This is a genomic window from Variovorax sp. GW823-FHT02B07 (assembly GCF_058797695.1).
Genome location: NZ_JBXAJX010000004.1, coordinates 546,797 through 563,048, shown reverse-complemented (window position 1 = coordinate 563,048; position 16,252 = coordinate 546,797). Strand labels below are relative to the sequence as shown.

The 16,252-nt window shown below is 69.1% G+C and carries 15 protein-coding genes and 1 tRNA gene; 5 read left to right on the top strand and 11 right to left on the bottom strand.

The window, feature by feature from the left end; translation table 11 throughout:
- Positions 1 to 54 precede the first annotated feature (54 nt).
- The 5 genes from AC1RGU_RS23415 to AC1RGU_RS23395 all read right to left on the bottom strand — a co-directional run bounded on the left by AC1RGU_RS23415 (position 55) and on the right by AC1RGU_RS23395 (position 4,620).
- On the bottom strand, positions 55 to 1,074 hold the full coding sequence (locus AC1RGU_RS23415; protein WP_492697773.1) for a FecR family protein: 1,020 nt from the start codon (positions 1,072 to 1,074) through the stop codon (positions 55 to 57).
- 99 nt (positions 1,075 to 1,173) lie between these two features.
- On the bottom strand, positions 1,174 to 1,692 hold the full coding sequence (locus AC1RGU_RS23410; RefSeq protein ID WP_307584202.1) for an RNA polymerase sigma factor: 519 nt from the start codon (positions 1,690 to 1,692) through the stop codon (positions 1,174 to 1,176).
- Between the two features lie 7 nt (positions 1,693 to 1,699).
- Entirely contained in the window at positions 1,700 to 2,458 is a 759-nt protein-coding gene (locus tag AC1RGU_RS23405; RefSeq protein WP_492697774.1) for a TonB-dependent outer membrane receptor, read from the bottom strand.
- Positions 2,459 to 2,693: 235 nt separating this feature from the next.
- A complete protein-coding gene (gene lolD, locus AC1RGU_RS23400; RefSeq protein ID WP_492697775.1) occupies positions 2,694 to 3,371 on the bottom strand; it encodes a lipoprotein-releasing ABC transporter ATP-binding protein LolD in 678 nt (225 codons plus the stop codon).
- Positions 3,364 to 4,620 carry a lipoprotein-releasing ABC transporter permease subunit gene (locus AC1RGU_RS23395; protein ID WP_492697777.1) on the bottom strand — a complete coding sequence of 419 codons (1,257 nt, stop codon included), beginning with the start codon at positions 4,618 to 4,620 and terminating at the stop codon, positions 3,364 to 3,366. The genes lolD and AC1RGU_RS23395 overlap by 8 nt, the downstream gene beginning before the upstream one ends.
- A 123-nt stretch (positions 4,621 to 4,743) precedes the next feature.
- Between AC1RGU_RS23395 and AC1RGU_RS23390 the strand changes: the two genes are divergently transcribed.
- From AC1RGU_RS23390 to AC1RGU_RS23380, 3 genes are all read left to right on the top strand, one after another.
- Positions 4,744 to 5,721 (top strand): hypothetical protein, encoded by a 978-nt coding sequence (locus AC1RGU_RS23390; protein ID WP_492697778.1) that lies wholly within the window; start codon positions 4,744 to 4,746, stop codon positions 5,719 to 5,721.
- A complete protein-coding gene (recJ, locus tag AC1RGU_RS23385) occupies positions 5,718 to 7,439 on the top strand; it encodes a single-stranded-DNA-specific exonuclease RecJ (protein ID WP_062473697.1) in 1,722 nt (573 codons plus the stop codon). The genes AC1RGU_RS23390 and recJ overlap by 4 nt, the downstream gene beginning before the upstream one ends.
- 83 nt (positions 7,440 to 7,522) lie before the next feature.
- A complete protein-coding gene (locus AC1RGU_RS23380) occupies positions 7,523 to 7,870 on the top strand; it encodes a zinc ribbon domain-containing protein YjdM (protein ID WP_070059896.1) in 348 nt (115 codons plus the stop codon).
- A gap of 68 nt (positions 7,871 to 7,938) precedes the next feature.
- Here the strand turns inward: AC1RGU_RS23380 and AC1RGU_RS23375 are convergent, their stop codons facing one another.
- On the bottom strand, positions 7,939 to 11,085 hold the full coding sequence (locus tag AC1RGU_RS23375; RefSeq protein WP_492697780.1) for an ATP-binding protein: 3,147 nt from the start codon (positions 11,083 to 11,085) through the stop codon (positions 7,939 to 7,941).
- Between the two features lie 141 nt (positions 11,086 to 11,226).
- Here AC1RGU_RS23375 and AC1RGU_RS23370 point away from each other — a divergent pair, with 141 nt between their 5' ends.
- Both AC1RGU_RS23370 and AC1RGU_RS23365 read left to right on the top strand, forming a co-directional pair.
- Positions 11,227 to 11,616, top strand: a complete 390-nt coding sequence (locus tag AC1RGU_RS23370; RefSeq protein WP_492697782.1) for a cupin domain-containing protein — start codon at positions 11,227 to 11,229, stop codon at positions 11,614 to 11,616.
- Entirely contained in the window at positions 11,613 to 12,428 is an 816-nt protein-coding gene (locus tag AC1RGU_RS23365; RefSeq protein ID WP_492697784.1) for a class I SAM-dependent methyltransferase, read from the top strand. Before AC1RGU_RS23370 ends, AC1RGU_RS23365 begins: the two co-directional genes overlap by 4 nt.
- Before the next feature lie 105 nt (positions 12,429 to 12,533).
- Here the strand turns inward: AC1RGU_RS23365 and AC1RGU_RS23360 are convergent.
- The 5 genes from AC1RGU_RS23360 to AC1RGU_RS23340 all read right to left on the bottom strand — a co-directional run bounded on the left by AC1RGU_RS23360 (position 12,534) and on the right by AC1RGU_RS23340 (position 16,246).
- Positions 12,534 to 12,609, bottom strand: a tRNA-Thr gene (locus tag AC1RGU_RS23360).
- A gap of 59 nt (positions 12,610 to 12,668) precedes the next feature.
- Positions 12,669 to 13,247 (bottom strand): ClpXP protease specificity-enhancing factor, encoded by a 579-nt coding sequence (locus AC1RGU_RS23355; RefSeq protein WP_070059899.1) that lies wholly within the window; start codon positions 13,245 to 13,247, stop codon positions 12,669 to 12,671.
- Between the two features lie 41 nt (positions 13,248 to 13,288).
- On the bottom strand, positions 13,289 to 13,900 hold the full coding sequence (locus tag AC1RGU_RS23350) for a glutathione S-transferase N-terminal domain-containing protein (RefSeq protein WP_062473683.1): 612 nt from the start codon (positions 13,898 to 13,900) through the stop codon (positions 13,289 to 13,291).
- 95 nt (positions 13,901 to 13,995) lie between these two features.
- Positions 13,996 to 14,772, bottom strand: coding sequence for a cytochrome c1 (locus AC1RGU_RS23345; RefSeq protein WP_062473681.1), 777 nt, complete (start codon positions 14,770 to 14,772; stop codon positions 13,996 to 13,998).
- A 37-nt stretch (positions 14,773 to 14,809) separates the two neighbouring features.
- On the bottom strand, positions 14,810 to 16,246 hold the full coding sequence (locus AC1RGU_RS23340; protein WP_070059900.1) for a cytochrome b: 1,437 nt from the start codon (positions 16,244 to 16,246) through the stop codon (positions 14,810 to 14,812).
- Positions 16,247 to 16,252 lie beyond the last annotated feature (6 nt).

The window sequence follows — 16,252 nt, the reverse complement described above, 5'->3', positions numbered from 1 at the left end:
GCGCCCCACGACCCCGCAACTTATTTTTCAGGCCGCGCACCACGGCCGTCCGATTCAGCTGAGAACGGTCAACCCGCCCGGCAACGAACGGGCGTCGAGATCGAAGGCATGCTGCAGCTGCACCAGCGCCAGGTCGAGCGATGCGATGTAGAAGCTCCCGGTGACCAGGCGGCTGCGCGCGGCCGTGTTCATCAGCACCACGCGGCCGCGCCGGTAGCGGTTGATCTCGTCGAGCACGTCGGACAACCGGGCCTGCGTGAACACCAGCTCGCCCTTGCGCCAGGCCGACAGGTTGGCAGCGCCGACCAGCGCCACGCTGCTCACCGACGTGCCGTCGTACACCGTCTGCTGGCGCGCGCGCAGCTCACGCGCACCCGCGGGGTGCTCCACGCGCACCGCGCCTTCGATGCAGGTCACGCACACCTTGGCGTCCAGGTAGCGGACCTCGAAACGCCCCGACTCGGCCAGGCTGCGGCCCGCCCCGGCCACGACGCCGAAGGGCCGTGCGCCGCTGGCCGACGACAGATCGAACGCGGCCTCGCCCTCGAGCAGGTCGACGCCGGTCGTCCGGCCGTCCACCGTGCGGCGCCGGATGCGGGTCTGGGTGTTCAGGGTGACCTGCACCCGCTCGGTGAGGCCCACCTCCAGTTGCTCGCCGGTGGCAGTGCGGTAGTCGGCACCCGATCCCGCCGGCGCGGGCCACAAGCCCGCGGACGGATGGAACACCGCCACGCCCGCGACACCGGCCATGGCCGCCGCGCCCGCTGCCGCACCGAGGAAGGCGCGGCGCGCGAGCACCGGTCGGGGCTGGTGGCGCGCATGAAACGCCGCCGCATCGGCATTGGTGCGAAGCACGCCGGCAGAGGCCTGACCGAGCACGACCCATTGCGACTTGGCCTCCTTGAAGACCGCCGCGTGCGCCGGGCTGCACGCCAGCCAGTGCTTGAAGCGCTGGGCGTCCTGCGGCTTGACGGCACCCGAATGCAACAGCCGCAGCCACTCCCAGGCCTCGTGCCGCGTCGTGTCGGCCGCGAGGACAGGATCGTCGGCGGGTGCCGTCAGGGGGTCGTGCATCACGGCCGCGGCCCTTCTTTGGGGCCTCGGCCCGCTGCGAGCGCCAGGGTGATTCGATTCTTCACTCCGTACGACGAACGGGCCGCACCGATCCCGCAACTATTTTTTGTCATGGGCCATCCGGGCACTCAGGTAGTCGTGCGCATGCTTGAGTTCGTATTCGACGGTGCGCAGGGAAATGCCCAGGCGCCGGGCCACTTCGGGCTGCGTCAGTCCCTCCATGTGCACGAGCACGACGACCTCGCGCCGCCGCGCCGGCATGCGGTCCAGCAGCTTGATCACGGCGTCCAGCTGCGAGCGCGCCTCGGCGATCCGAGCGGGTCCCGGCGCCGTGTCGGCCAGTTCCATCAGCGCATCGATTTCTTCGAAAGGCAGGTTGCGGCTCTGGCGACGCTGGATGTCCAGCGCAATGTTGAACGCCATGCGCACGAGATAGCCGCCCGGCCGCTGGATCGGCCCTGCGTCGCTTCCGCCCTGGTCGTTCACGCGCAGCCAGGTGTCGTGCAGCGCGTCCTCGGCCAGGTCTGCATTGCGCAACGCGCGGCCCAGCTGGCGCTTGAGGGCGTCGTAGTGCCTGGACAGGTAGTCCATGAGCACGGGGCGGACGTCTTCGGCCATGGACAGATCAGGACGGCGAGCGGCCGGCCGCCTCGCGGCAGCGCGTTCCGCCGCGCGCATCGGTGGGCAGGATGAGCAGCGTCAAAGGCTGCGGCAGGTCCGGCGGCGGCGCATGCGCGAGGCGCACGCCCCGCAGAACCTCCAGCATCTCGGCGTCGCGGGCCGCGTCGCCAGTCAGGCCGAGCAGGCGCGGCCGGCGAAGCTGGCCCCCCTCGTCCACCTCGAAGCGCAACAAGGACCGGTACGTTCCCGGCCGCGTGCGCGCGTTGTCGCACAACGCTTCCCAGACCCGCGCCTGCAGCAGGCTGGGGTAGCCCGCCAGGCTTCCCAGGCTGGCCGCGCGCGGGGCCTCCGCCCGGGCCTGCGCCGGCCTCAGCGCGAGCGTGACGGCCGAACCCGTGCGGACCTTTTCGGCCACCAGGCCCGTGCCTTCCAGCAACAGTTCAAGCGCGGTGTCGGGGGCGTAAAGCCCGCGCACCGCGGAGGACGTCAGCCCGGCCAGGATTTCGCTGCGAAAGAGTGCAGGCTGCCGCGTGACGGCGGCATAGCGCTTGAGCGCATCGGCCAAGGGAAGCGAGGGAATGTCGAACGCCAGTGCGGCGTCACCCGCGCCTGGAACCGCGCCGGCCGGGGCCTCGCCCTCACGCAGCGGTGATGCAGATCCGTCGCTCGCCCAGGCCGTGCCGGCCAGCCACGACAGCGCGAGCGCGCAGAGTGCGACGCTGCGGCCTGCCGAGCCCGCGAACCCAGGGTGCACCTCGCTCACCCTCGCGGCGCAACGATGCCGCGCGCATCGTCACGCCCGACGTGAGGATGCGAAAGCCATGGCAGGGAGAAAAGTCGAGTCGGCAAGGAGCGCACGCCAGTCGGGAAACTTGCATGCTGTCACCGGCGTGTGACGGTCTCGTTGCAACGTCAGACCTTCCTGCGCCCCGGCGCGTGGCGCGCATCCCGCGTGCCGCAGGAAGCCCGAGGACGCCCCTCGAGCGGCTGACCGACGCTCAGCCCGCCAGCCGCCCCGCCACCAGCTGCAGCACGCGGTCGCAGCGCTTGGCCAGGTCCTGGTCGTGCGTGACCATCACGAAAGCCGTGCCGTGCCGGTGCGCCAGGTCGAGCATCAGCGCGAACACGGCGTCGGCCGTGCTGCGGTCGAGGTTGCCGGTGGGCTCGTCGGCCAGCACGCAGGCCGGCTGCGTGACCAGCGCGCGCGCAATGGCCACGCGCTGGCGCTCGCCGCCCGACAGCTCGGCCGGCCGGTGGTGCAGGCGCTCGCCCAGGCCCACGCTGGCGAGGATCTTGGCCGCGGCCTGCGCCGCTTCGCCGGCCTCGACGCGGCGGATCTTCAGCGGCATCGCGACGTTGTCGAGCGCGCTGAACTCGGGCAGCAGGTGATGGAACTGGTAGACGAAGCCCAGGTGATGGTTGCGCAGCCGGCCCTGCTCGGCGGCATCGGCATGCGCGATGTCCTTGCCCAGCAGCTCGACCTTGCCCGCGGTGGGCGCGTCGAGCCCGCCCATCAGGTGCAGCAGCGTGCTCTTGCCGGAGCCCGACGCGCCGACGATGGCCAGCGTTTCGCCAGCGTGCACGTCGAGGTCGACGCCGTGCAGCACCGTGAGGTCGATGCGGCCTTCGTGGAAGCGCTTGGTGAGGCCGCGGGCCTTGAGAACGACATCACTCATAGCGCAGGGCCTCGGCGGGGTTCACACGGCTGGCGCGCCAGCTCGGATACAGCGTGGCCAGGAAGGCCAGGATGAGGGAAATGATCGCGATCGGCATGATGTCGCTTTGCTGCGGGTCGCTCGGCATCTTGCTGATCAGGTAGATGTCCTTGGGCAGGAAGCTGGCGTGGAAGAGCTGCTCCAGGAAGGGCACGATCACGTCGATGTTGTAGGCGATGCCCAGGCCCAGCAGCAGGCCGCCCACGGTGCCGATCACGCCCACCATGGCGCCCTGCACCACGAAGATGGCCATGATGCTGCGCGGCGAGCTGCCCAGCGTGCGCAGGATGGCGATGTCGGCGCGCTTGTCGGTCACGGTCATCACCAGCGTCGAGACGAGGTTGAAGGCCGCCACCGCGACGATCAGCGTGAGGATGATGAACATCATGCGTTTCTCGACCTGCACGGCCGCGAACCAGGTCTTGTTCTGGCGCGTCCAGTCGCGGATGAGGAACTGGCCCGGCAGCGTGACGGCGAGCTGGTCGGCCACCTCGCGCGCCTCGTGCAGGTCTTTCAGCTTGAGGCGGATGCCGGTCGGGCCTTCGAGGCGGAACACCTTGGCGGCATCTTTCTCGTGCACCATCGCCAGCGCCGAGTCGTACTCGTAGTGGCCCGAATCGAACACGCCGACCACGGTGAACTGCTTCAGGCGCGGCACCACGCCGGCCGGCGTGACCTGTCCGCCCGGCGCCACCAGCGTGACCTGGTCGCCGGGCTGCACGAACATGGAGCGCGCCAGCTCGATGCCCAGCACGATGCCGAAGTCGCCCGGCACCAGCTTGTCGAAGGTGCCGCCCTTGGCGATGCCGCCGGTGTCGGTGACCTCGGGCTCGAGCGCGGGGTCGATGCCGCGCACGATCGCGCCCTTCATGTCTTCACCGCGCGCGATCAGCGCCTGCGTGTTGATGAAAGGCGCTGCGCCGATCACCTCGGGGTTCTTGCGGGCGTCGGCCATGATGGCGTCGATGTCCTGCAGGGCCTGGCCGTCGCGCGAGAAGATCTCGATGTGCGACACCACGCTGAGCATGCGGTCGCGCACTTCCTTCTGGAAGCCGTTCATCACGCTGAGCACGATGATCAGCGCCGCCACGCCCAGCGCGATGCCGAGCATCGACACGCCGGAGATGAAGGAGATGAAGCCGTTGCGTCGCGTGGCCCGGCCTGCGCGCGTGTAGCGCCAGCCGAGCTGCAGTTCGTAGGGGAATCGCATCAGCGGCCTCGCCCCGTGGCCTCAAGGGGCATGGGCGCACCCGCGGGGGGCGGCAAATACTCGGGGTGAGGAGCGAGGGGGTAGGTCATACGGTGGAATTGTGGCATCCCGGACAATAGGGAAATGGCCGAACCTCTCCCACGTCATCTGTTGATTCCCTTTGCCGGCCGCGGTTCCCCGGCTTGCCGCGCGGCGCTCGCGACCCTGCGGCTGCCGAACCTCGAAACCCTGCTGCTGCGCCTGACGCTCGCCGACACCGACACGCAGGACGACAGCACCCGCACCCCGCCGCACGAACGCGCCCTGGCGCGCGCGCTCGGCCTGCCCCCCGCCGACGACGGCTGCATTCCCTGGGCCGCGCTCGAAGCCCGCAAGACCGGCCTGGCCGCGCCCGGCGATCACGAGGCCTGGGGCCTGGTGACGCTGTGCAACTGGCAGGTCGGCATCGACGACGTGGCGCTGGGCGACCCGAGCGGCATCGAGATCGACGCCGCCGAGTCGATGGCCCTGCTGACCGTGGCGCAGCCGTTCTTCGAGGAAGACGGCATCGCGCTGTACCCCTCCGACACGCCGGGCCGCTGGCTCGCCCGCGCGCCCATCTTCGACGGGCTGGCCACGGCCTCCATCGACCGCGCGGTGGGGTACCCCATTTCGCAGTGGTCGCCGCTGGGCGATGCCTCGCGGCCGCTGCGCCGGCTGCAGAACGAGATGCAGATGCTGCTGTACACGCAGCGCGTGAACGACGAGCGCACCGCGCGCGGCGTGCCGCCGATCAATTCGTTCTGGCTCAGCGGCACCGGCGTCCTGAAGGACGGCGACTTGCCCTCGCCACCCCTTTCGCGCACGCCGGTCGTCGAGCTCGCGCTGCGCGACGCCGCGCTGCGCGACGACGGCCTGGCCTGGGCCGCCGCCTGGCAGGCCTTGGATGCGGGCGCCGTCGCCGGCCTGCTCGCTGAGCTGACGCGCGGCGCCGACGTGGCGCTCTCGCTGTGCGGCGACCGCGGCGCACAGCTTTTCACCGTGCAGCCGCGCGGCCTCGCCCGCTGGGCCAAGGGCCTGTTCGACCGCAACCGCGCCACGCAGGTGCTGGAGTCCCTATGAAGATCATTGCCCGGGACATCCCGCCGCGCACCGTCTGGGCGCTGGAACAGGCCGGCGTGCACCCGCTGCTGGCGCGCCTGTTTGCCGCGCGCGGCGTGCGCGGCAAGGACGAGCTCGACGACGGCCTCGCGCGCCTGCTGCCGCCCGACACGCTGCGCGGCACGCGCGAAGCCGCCGTGCTGCTGGCCGACGCCATCGCACAGGACAAGCGCCTGTGCATCGTGGCCGACTACGACTGCGACGGCGCCACCGCCTGCGCGGTCGGCGTGCGCGGCCTGCGCCTGCTGGGCGGCAAGCACGTGAGCTACCTCGTGCCCGACCGCGTGGTGGACGGCTACGGCCTGACGCCGCCCATCGCCGAGCGCGTGGCCGCGGCCGGCGCCGACATGCTGATCACCGTCGACAACGGCATCGCCAGCGTCGAGGGCGTGGCCGCCGCCAAGGCGCGCGGCCTGCAGGTGCTGGTGACCGACCACCACCTGCCCGGCCCCGAGCTGCCCCTGGCCGACGTGATGGTCAACCCGAACCAGCCCGGCTGCGAGTTCGAAAGCAAGAGCATCGCCGGCGTCGGCGTGATGTTCTATGTGCTGCTCGCGCTGCGCTCCGAACTGCGCACGCGCGGCGTGTTCGACACCGCCACGCAGCCCAAGCTCGATGCGCTGCTGCCGCTGGTCGCGCTGGGCACCGTGGCCGACGTGGTGAAGCTCGATGCCAACAACCGCCGCCTCGTGGCCCAGGGCCTGCGCCGCATCCGCGCGGGCGCGATGCCGGCCGGCGTGGCGGCGCTGTTCAAGGCCGCGGGCCGCACCGCCTCGGCCGCGACGACCTTCGACTTCGGCTTTGCCCTCGGCCCGCGCATCAACGCGGCCGGCCGGCTGGCCGACATGACGCTGGGCATCGAATGCCTGCTGACCGACGACGCGGGCCGCGCCGACGAACTCGCCCGCATGCTCGACGGCATCAACCGCGAGCGGCGCGACATCGAGGGCGGCATGCGCGACCAGGCGCTGCTGCTGGCCGAGTCGCTGTTCGCGGCCGATGGCGAAGGCGTGGAAGCGCCGCCGCCGGCCATCAGCGTGTTCGGCGCGGACTTCCACGAAGGCGTGGTGGGCATCGTGGCCTCGCGCATCAAGGACCGCTTCCATCGCCCGACCTTCGTGTTCGCGGCCAGCGCGGCGCCCGGCAAGGAGCAGGAACTGAAGGGCTCGGGCCGCTCGATCCCGGGCTTTCACCTGCGCGACGCGCTCGACCTCGTGGCCAAGCGCCATCCCGGCGTGCTGCTGCGCTTCGGCGGCCACGCGATGGCCGCGGGCTGCACCGTGGCGCGCGAGCACTTTCCTGTCTTCGAGCGCGCGCTGGCCCAGGTCGCCGGCGAATGGCTGGCCGAGGCCGCGCTCACGCGCCAGATCGAAACCGACGGGCCCATCGCCCGCGAGTACATGCGCATCGACCTCGTCGACACGCTGCACCGCGAGGTCTGGGGCCAGGGCTTCGCGCCACCCACCTTCAGCGAGGAGGTCGAGGTGGTGTCGCAGCGGCTGGTGGGCGAGAAGCACCTGGCGCTCAAGCTCAAGCACCAGGGCCAGCCCATCGACGCGATCTGGTTCAGCCACACCGAGCCGCTGCCACCGCGCGTGAAGCTGGCGTTCAGGCTCGATGCGGACGAGTGGCAAGGGGTGCGCCGGCTGCGCTTTCTGGTCGAGGGTGCGGAGGTGTGACGCGGGCGGACCAACAGGACCTGCTTCCATGAGGGCGGGCTAACATCCACGCCCTTCCACCGATACGGACCCCATCTACCGCCGTGAGCACCCTGCCCCCTTGCCCCCAATGCCATTCGGAATTCACCTACGAAGACGGCCTCAACCTTGTCTGCCCCGAATGCGCTCACGAATGGTCCGCCTCGGGCGCTGCCGCCGAAAGCGCGGCCGATGAGGCGCGGGTCATTAAGGATTCGGTCGGCAACGTGTTGAGCGACGGCGACACCGTCACCGTCATCAAGGACCTCAAGGTCAAGGGCTCGTCGCTGGTCGTGAAGGTCGGCACCAAGGCGAAGAACATCCGCCTGATCGACGGCGATCACGACATCGACTGCAAGATCGATGGCATTGGCGCGATGAAGCTGAAGTCGGAATTCGTGCGCAAGGCGTGAAACCGGCCTGACGCATGCGGCGCATGCGTCTTGCTGTCCGCTCGTCACGCCGGTGCCGCGCGGACTTCCTAGCTGGCCAACTCCCGGCAGCGTGCGGCGTCCAGCGCATGGCCGCAGGCGTGGAACTCCCGCGCCGCCGCGGCGAAGCCTTCGCGCGCGGCAGCGACACGGCCGGTGGCCCGTTCGATGTGGGCCTGCGCCTCGTGCAGCGACGCGTACCAGGCCGGCAGTTTCATCACCACGTTGGCCAGGTATTCGGACTGCTGCTGGTGGCTGGCCGCCAGGTCCAGTTCGTGCGCTCTCGCGGCCGCGATGGTGGCCGGGATGGCGAAGGTGATGCGGCAGCCGGGGCAGCTTTCCAGCGGGCCGCGCACGTTGGCCTCGGCCTCCTCCAGCACGCCCAGCGCGGCATCGGGCTGCGTGGCCATCGCGATGCGGGTGCCGTAGATGCGGTCCAGCAGGTGGAAGCCGACGTCGGACTGGCGCGCGACGTCGAGCGCTTCGTCGAGCAGGCCGCGCGCCCGGTCCATCTGCCCGCGGTAGATCGCCAGTTCGGAGCGGCGCTGCAGCGACAGCGCCTCGCCGGTCGCGCCGCCGATCGCGCGGTGCATGCGCCCGCCCGCCACCAGGTCCTGCTCGGCGGCGTCGAGCTGGCCGCTGAGCAGCCAGGCCTCGCCGCGCAGCGTGACCGCGAACGCATGCCCGCGCGCCGCGCCCAGCCGCTGCGCTTCCGTGGCCAGCGCATCGGCGAATGCGATGACCTCGGCGTACGGCCGCGAGCCGTACAGGAAGCGCTGCGTGATGCACAGGTGGCCGTCGAACACGCGCACTGCCAGCTGCGGCAGGTGGCTCGTCTCCTTGAGGTCGGCCCACACGCTGCCGTGCAGGTCGCCGCGCGCGTGCGCCGCCGCGGCCTGCGACCAGGAGGCGATCACGAGCGTGCCTTCGTCGCCCGTCTCCAGGGCGATCCGGCGCACTTCGGCCGACCGGCGCGTGCCTTCGGCGGGGCCCCCGAAGCCCAGGGCCGCCGCGCCGCTGTAGGCCAGCGCTTCGGCGAGGCGCCCCGCCACCGTGGTGGGATGCACATCCTTCAGATACTGCAGGGCACCGGGCGGGTCGCTCATCTTCACTTGCGCCAGGGCCCGCTTGGCGCGCAGTTCGTGGGACAGCGCGTCTGGCGCGACGGCGGCGGCCGCATCGTAGGCGGCCAACGTGCCTGGCCGGCCCAGCGCATCCAGGGACTCGGCGCGCAGCGCCAGGGCTTCCGGCTGCGCCGCCCGGTGCGCGAGCAGCGGCTCGACGTGGCGCAACACGTCCTCGTAGGCGCCGAGGCGAAAGGCCTGGCGCGCAGCCGCCAGCGCACACGGCATCGCCTGCTCGGCATCGCCCGCGGCGAGCCAGTGATGGCCCACCAGGCCCGGTGCCGCACCACCTTGCGCGAGCCGCGCCGCCACGTCGCGATGCCACAGCACACGCCGGTGCGGCGGGATGCCTTCGGCCAGCGCGTCCCGCACGAGGGCGTGGCGGAAGCGGTAGCGGCCATCGGCCACCACCAGCACGCCTGCGGCCAGTGCCTGGTCGAGGCGCGCCAATGCGTCGTGGCCTTCATCGGCGGCCAGCGCCACGGCCGTGGCCACGTCGAAATCTTCGGCCGACAAGGCCAACCGGCGCAGGGCCTCCGTCGTGCCGGGGTCCAGGTCGCACAGGCGTTCGGCCAGGGCCGACGACAGGCTGCGGGACATCACCGCCGTGGCGCCGTCCGACGTGGCGGTACCGCGCGCGAGCTCGACCACGGCAAACGGCAGGCCTTCGGCACGACGGGCGATGGCGGTGGCGGCCTCGGCCGTCATCGGTGCGTCGGCCGAGCGGGCTGCGAGCAGCGCCGCTTCTTCCTCAGACAGCGGCCCCAGTTCAAGGGCCTCCAGCTGGCCGGCACGCTGCAGGCGCGAGGTGTTCCGATCCAGCAGCGGCGGCAGCGCGTGCCGGCATGCGAGCAGCACGAACACCGGGGGGCCGCTCGCCGCCAGTTGCGTCAGCGCCTGGGCGCTAGCATCGTCCGCCGCGTGCGCATCGTCGACGATGAGCAGCACCGGCTTTTGCGCAGCGGTGGCCAGCAGCAGCCGGCGCACGGCGCCCACCATCTGGTGACGCCCGAGCGGCAGGGCCAGCGGCTTCACGTCGCCCGAGGCGGTCATCTGCGCCAGCACAGCCTGAGCGTGCGCACCGATGGCCTGTGCCGCGTCGGGCAGCTCGCCGAGCAAGGGCTCCACCAGGTCGGCCGCGATGCCGTAGGGCCGCGTCCAGTCGCCGGCCTGCAACGAGCGCACCTGCCAGCCCAGGCCCCGCGCTTCCTCGGCGACGCGGCGGCAGAACGCGGTCTTGCCCATGCCCGCCGGCGCGCGCACCACCGCGCCCCCCGGCCGGCCCGCGAGGCTGGCGCGCAGCCACCCCAGGACACGCACCAGTTCCATGGCACGGCCGACGAAACGCGGCGCGGCGCCCTCCAGGCCCGCCACGCATTCGCGGTACAGCGCCTCGGCCGGCGGACCGGGGCGCATGTCCATGGTCTGCAGATGGTCGCGCAGGTGGCCGTACCAGCGCAGCGCCGAAGAGCGTCGCCCGGCCGCCAGTTCCTCGCGCATCAGCTGGACATGGGCTGCCTCGTCGGTGGGGTCTTCGCGCACCAGCCGTTCCAGGTCGCCGGTCTGGCGCAGCAGCCGCAGGAACTTGTCGCGCAGCCGCTGGCGCGGCGCCTCGGTCCAGGCTTCGTAGCGGGCGTCCGGCAGGAGGTCGCCACCGTAGAGCTGTGCGGCCGCCTTGCAGGTCTGCGGATCGCCGCTGCGCAGGGCCTCGTCCGCTGCGCGCTCGAACCGCTCGGCGTCGCACGCCACCGCCTGGTCGGGCAACAGGAAAACCCGGCCGCCTCGCAGCACCAGGGCGTCGGGCTGGCCGATGAACTGGCGCGCGTGATGCGCGGCCTTGCGCAGGTTGGCGCTGCCCGCGTCGGGGTCCAGGTGCGGCCACAGGGCGTCCACCACCTGCTCGTTCGCCAGGCTGCGTCCGGGCTGCAATGCCAGCAGCTGCAGCAGCTCGGCGGCGCGCCGCGTCAGCGGCACTGAGGGAATCTGCGGGTCATCGCCGGCCACGCTCAGGTGGAACGGGCCCAGCAGCCGGATGGACACGGCTTCGGACGGCGGAGTCGGTGGGGGCGACATCGCGATTCCTTTCCCCCGGCACGGGCCGGGAACGTTTCAGGAACGCCAAGCGTGGAGCATCAGTATGCCGTCTATCGAATCTGGCGGGTGCAACGAATAGACGCATCACCCTCGCGCCCGCGGACCCTCAAGGAGTACCTCATGCATATCGCAAAAGACGCAGTCGACGTGAAGATGGAAATTCCCGGTGCCCTGATCCGGCAGCGTTTGAATTTCGGCGACGCGACCGGCTACAGCAAGATCAGCGGCGAGTACTTCACGCTGTCGGCGGGCGTCGACACGACGCCGCTCTTCCAGGGCCTGAACAGCCACAACTCCTGCCAGTGCCCGCACTGGGGGTTCGTGCTCAAGGGCCAGATCACCACCACCGACGACGCCGGGGAACAGGAGACCGTGAAGACCAACGACCTGTTCTATTGGCCGCCCGGCCACAACGTCAAGGTCGACGCCGACGCGGAGATCGTGATGTTCAGTCCGCAACACGAACACACGCACGTGATCGACCACATGATCGAGAAGGTGAAGTCATGAACCCGAACAAGGCCCTCTGGGAAAAAGGCGACTTCACCCGCATCGCCGAGAGCATGCGCGAGAGCGGTGAAGACGTCGTGCGGCACGCGCACATCACGCCCGGCATGAAGGTGCTGGACCTCGGCTGCGGCGACGGCAACACCGCCATCCCGGCCGCCAAGCTCGGCGCGCAGGTGCTGGGCGTGGACATCGCCGCCAACCTGGTCGCCGCGGGCAACCGGCGGGCGGCCCAGGCCGGGCTGTCGGCCAGCTGCAGGTTCGAGGAAGGGGACGCCTGCGAGCTGCGGCTGGAGAACAAGTCCTTCGACCTCGTCATCAGCATGTTCGGCGCCATGTTCGCGCCCAAGCCCTTCGACGTCGCACGGGAGATGGTGCGTGTCACGCGCCCGGGCGGGCGCATCCTCATGGGCAACTGGATCCCGAACGACCCCACGTTGGTGGCGCAGATCCTGAAGATCAGCTCGTCGTATGCGCCCCCGCCGCCCGAGGGCTTCGTGAGCCCGATGGGCTGGGGCTCGACCCCGAACATCATCGAGCGCTTTGGCGCGGCGGGCGTTGCTTCGGAGGCCATCAGCTGGGAACGCGACAGCTACATCTTCGACTTCAAAGGCTCGGCGGCGGAATTCGTCGACACCTTCCGGCAGTTCTACGGCCCGACCATGAACGCATTCGACGCGGCAGCCCAGGCGGGGCGCACCGACGAACTGCGCACGGAGCTGGTGACGCTGTTCCAGAGCCAGAACCAGAGCCAGTACCCCAACACCTGCCTGATCGCTGCGACGTTCCTGCGGGTGACGGTGGAGGTGGGCTGACCCGCGGCGTTCCGTCGGCTTCTGCGGCCGGTCCGGACCGCCGGACAGGTCGAGGGAGACAAAGAAAAAGCCCGGCAACGCAGGACGTTGTCGGGCTTTTTTGATTGGTGCCGCTTGTCGGAATCGAACTGACGACCTTCCGCTTACAAGGCGGGTGCTCTACCAATTGAGCTAAAGCGGCTGAAAGAAAGCAGTGCTGGCGACGATTCTAAGCGGCCGGCTTTGGGGCCGACCGCGTCGTCACTTGACGCGCTTGAGCGACGGCCGGGTGCCACCACCGGCCGGCGGGCGCGGCGGCTCGTCGGTCGGGTCGGAAGGCGCCGAACCGGCGTCGACCGTCTCGTCGCCCTCTTCGCCCGTCACCAGGTGGAACACCTTGCTGGCGTCGCCTTCGGTGCCGCGCGAGGCATCGCGCAGCGGCATGCGCGGTGCGCTGTTCGGCGAAGCCGCGGCCGAGGCGGCGTCATCGCCATCGTCGGACGTGGTGGCGGCCGGCACGGGTGCCGGGAACGCCATGCCCTGGCCGTTCTCACGGGCGTAGATCGCGATCACGCGACCGACCGGCACGCTGATCTCGCGCGCCGTGCCGGCGAAGCGGGCCTTGAACTCGATGAAGTCGTTGCCCAGCTTCAGCGAGCTGGTCGCGTCGAAGCTGATGTTCAGCACGATCTCGCCGTTCTTCACGTACTCGCGCGGCACCTGGACGGTGTCGTCGACCAGCACCGCGACATAGGGCGTGAACCCGTTGTCGGTGCACCACTCGTACAACGCCCGGATGAGGTACGGGCGGGTGGAAGAGGACTCGAGCGCGTTGATCATGAAAGGCGGCGAAAAACGAAGGAAGCAAGCACGCAGCTTACTTACTTTCGCATGACCTTTTCGGAAGGCGTCAGTGCTTCGATGTAGGCCGGGCGCGAGAAGATGCGCTCGGCGTACTTCAGCAGCGGTGCCGCGTTCTTGCTGAGGTCGATGCCGTAGTAGTCGAGACGCCAGAGCAGCGGCGCGATGGCCACGTCGAGCATCGAGAAGTTGTCGCCCAGCATGTACTTGTTCTTGAGGAACACGGGCGCGAGCTGCGTGAGGCGGTCGCGGATGTGCGAGCGGGCCTTTTCGAGCGCCTTCTCGTTGCCCTTGGCGGTGCGGTTCTCGAGCGTGGCGACGTGCACGAACAGTTCCTTCTCGAAGTTGAGCAGGAACAGGCGCACGCGGGCGCGGTCGACCGGGTCGCCGGGCATCAGTTGCGGGTGCGGGAAGCGCTCGTCGATGTACTCGTTGATGATGTTCGACTCGTACAGGATCAGGTCGCGCTCGACCAGGATCGGCACCTGGCCGTACGGGTTCATCACGCTGATGTCTTCGGGCTTGTTGTAGAGATCGACGTCGCGGATCTCGAAGTCCATGCCCTTTTCGAACAACACGAAGCGGCAGCGGTGGGAGAAGGGGCAGGTCGTTCCTGAATACAAGACCATCATGGCGAGAGACTCCTAAAAATCAAAAAGAGTGGGTCGCCTGGGCAACCCACTCTGTGGGACCGGACGCACGAGGCGCCCGGTCGGCGTGAACGGAATTACTTGACGTCTTTCCAGTACGAGGCGTTCAGTCGCCATACGAAAACCACCGACATGGCCAGGAACAGCAGCACCCAGACGCCGATGCGCACGCGGGTGTTCTGTGCCGGCTCGGCCATCCACTGCAGGTAGCCGACGAGGTCGCCCACTGCGCTGTCGAACTGCACCGGGGTCAGCGTGCCAGGGGTCACTTGCTCCCACTTGCCCGTGAACACGTCGGTGGCATGACCGTGCTGCTCGACCTTGGCGTGCACCGGCAGGCGCTCGCCCTGCAGCTCCCACAGCGGGTTCGGCATGGCGACGCTCGGGAACAGCAGGTTGTTCCAGCCGGTGGCCTTGGTGTCGTCGCGGTAGAAGCTGCGCAGGAAGGTGTACAAGTAGTCGGGGCCCGTGCCGCCGTGGCCGGCGCGCGAACGTGCGACCAGCGTCAGGTCGGGCGGCGTGGTGCCGAACCATTCCTTGGCCTGGCGCGCGTCGATGTTGGCCTTCATGGTTTCACCGACCTTGTCGGTCGTGAACAGAAGGTTGTCCTTGATCTGCTGCTCGCTGATGCCGATGTCCTGCAGGCGGTTGTAGCGCATGAAGGCGGCCGAGTGGCAGTTGAGGCAATAGTTGACGAACAGCTTGGCGCCGTTCTGCAGGGCCGCCACGTCGGTGGTCTTGTTGGGCGACTTGTCCCACGCCAGACCGCCCGATTCGGCGGATGCGGCCGCGGAGAAGGTCAGGCCCAGTGCCAGACCCATGACAGCGAGCCAGCCGGAAATTCTTTTCTTCATCGTGTTTCTCTCAAGCTCTCTTGCACTTGCGCGCGCATCAATGGGCGGCGAAGACCACGCGCTCGGGCACGGTCTTGAATTCGCCCTTGCGGCTCCACCACGGCATCAGCAGGAAGAAGCCGAAGTAGAAGAGCGTGCCGATCTGCGAGATGGTCTGGGCGATGTCCAGGGCGAACGAGCCGATGACCAGGTTGCCCCAGACGCCGGGTGCCTGGATGCCCAGGTAGCCCAGGATCAGGAACAGGAACACGAACACGCCGTAGACATACTTGTGCCAGCTCGGACGGTAGCGGATCGACTTGACTTCGCTGTGGTCGAGCCACGGCAGGAAGAACAGGATGATGACCGAGCCGCCCATGATGACCACGCCCCAGAACTTGGCGTCGAAGGTCTTGAGCAGGAAGATCACGACGGCGGCCACGACCACGGCGGCAACCTTCAGGCCCATGCCCGACTTGCCCTTGATGAAGTTCCAGACGGCAGCGGCCGCGATGATCAGCGCGAACACGTTGACCATGTCGTCGGTGGTGGCGCGCAGCATCGAATAGAACGGCGTGAAGTACCAGACCGGAGCGATGTGGTTCGGCGTCTTCAGCGAGTCGGCCGGGATGAAGTTGTTGTACTCCAGGAAGTACCCACCGGCTTCAGGCGCGAAGAAGATCACGGCCGAGAAGATCGTGAGGAACACCACCACGCCGAAGATGTCGTGCACCGTGTAGTACGGGTGCGACGGGATGCCGTCGAGCGGATGGCCGTCGGGACCGCGCTTGGCCTTGATCTCGATGCCATCGGGGTTGTTGGAACCCACTTCGTGCAGCGCGATCAGGTGGGCCACCACGAGGCCGAGCAGCACCAGCGGCACGGCGATGACGTGGAAGCTGAAGAAGCGGTTCAGCGTGGCGTCGCTCACGACGTAGTCGCCGCGGATCAGCAGGGCCAGGTCAGGACCGATGAACGGGATGGCGGCGAACAGGTTCACGATCACCTGGGCGCCCCAGTAGGACATCTGGCCCCAAGGCAGCAGGTAGCCCATGAAGGCTTCGGCCATCAGGCACAGGAAGATCGCGCAGCCGAACACCCAGATCAGCTCGCGCGGCTTGCGGTAGCTGCCGTACATGAGGCCGCGGAACATGTGCAGGTACACCACGATGAAGAACGCCGAGGCGCCCGTCGAGTGGATGTAGCGGATGAGCCAGCCCCAGGGCACGTCGCGCATGATGTACTCGACCGATGCGAACGCTTGGTTCGCGTCGGGCTTGTAGTGCATGACGAGGAAGATGCCGGTCACGATCTGGATCACGAGGACCAGCATCGCGAGCGAGCCGAAGATGTACCAGAAGTTGAAATTCTTCGGTGCGTAGTACTTGCCCCACTGGTCGTTCCAGAGCTTGGTCAGCGGGAAGCGGTTGTCGACCCAGTTGAGCAGCTTCTCGCCGGCAGGGGCGTTGGGGGAAACTTCGTGAAATTCAGCCATGTTCGT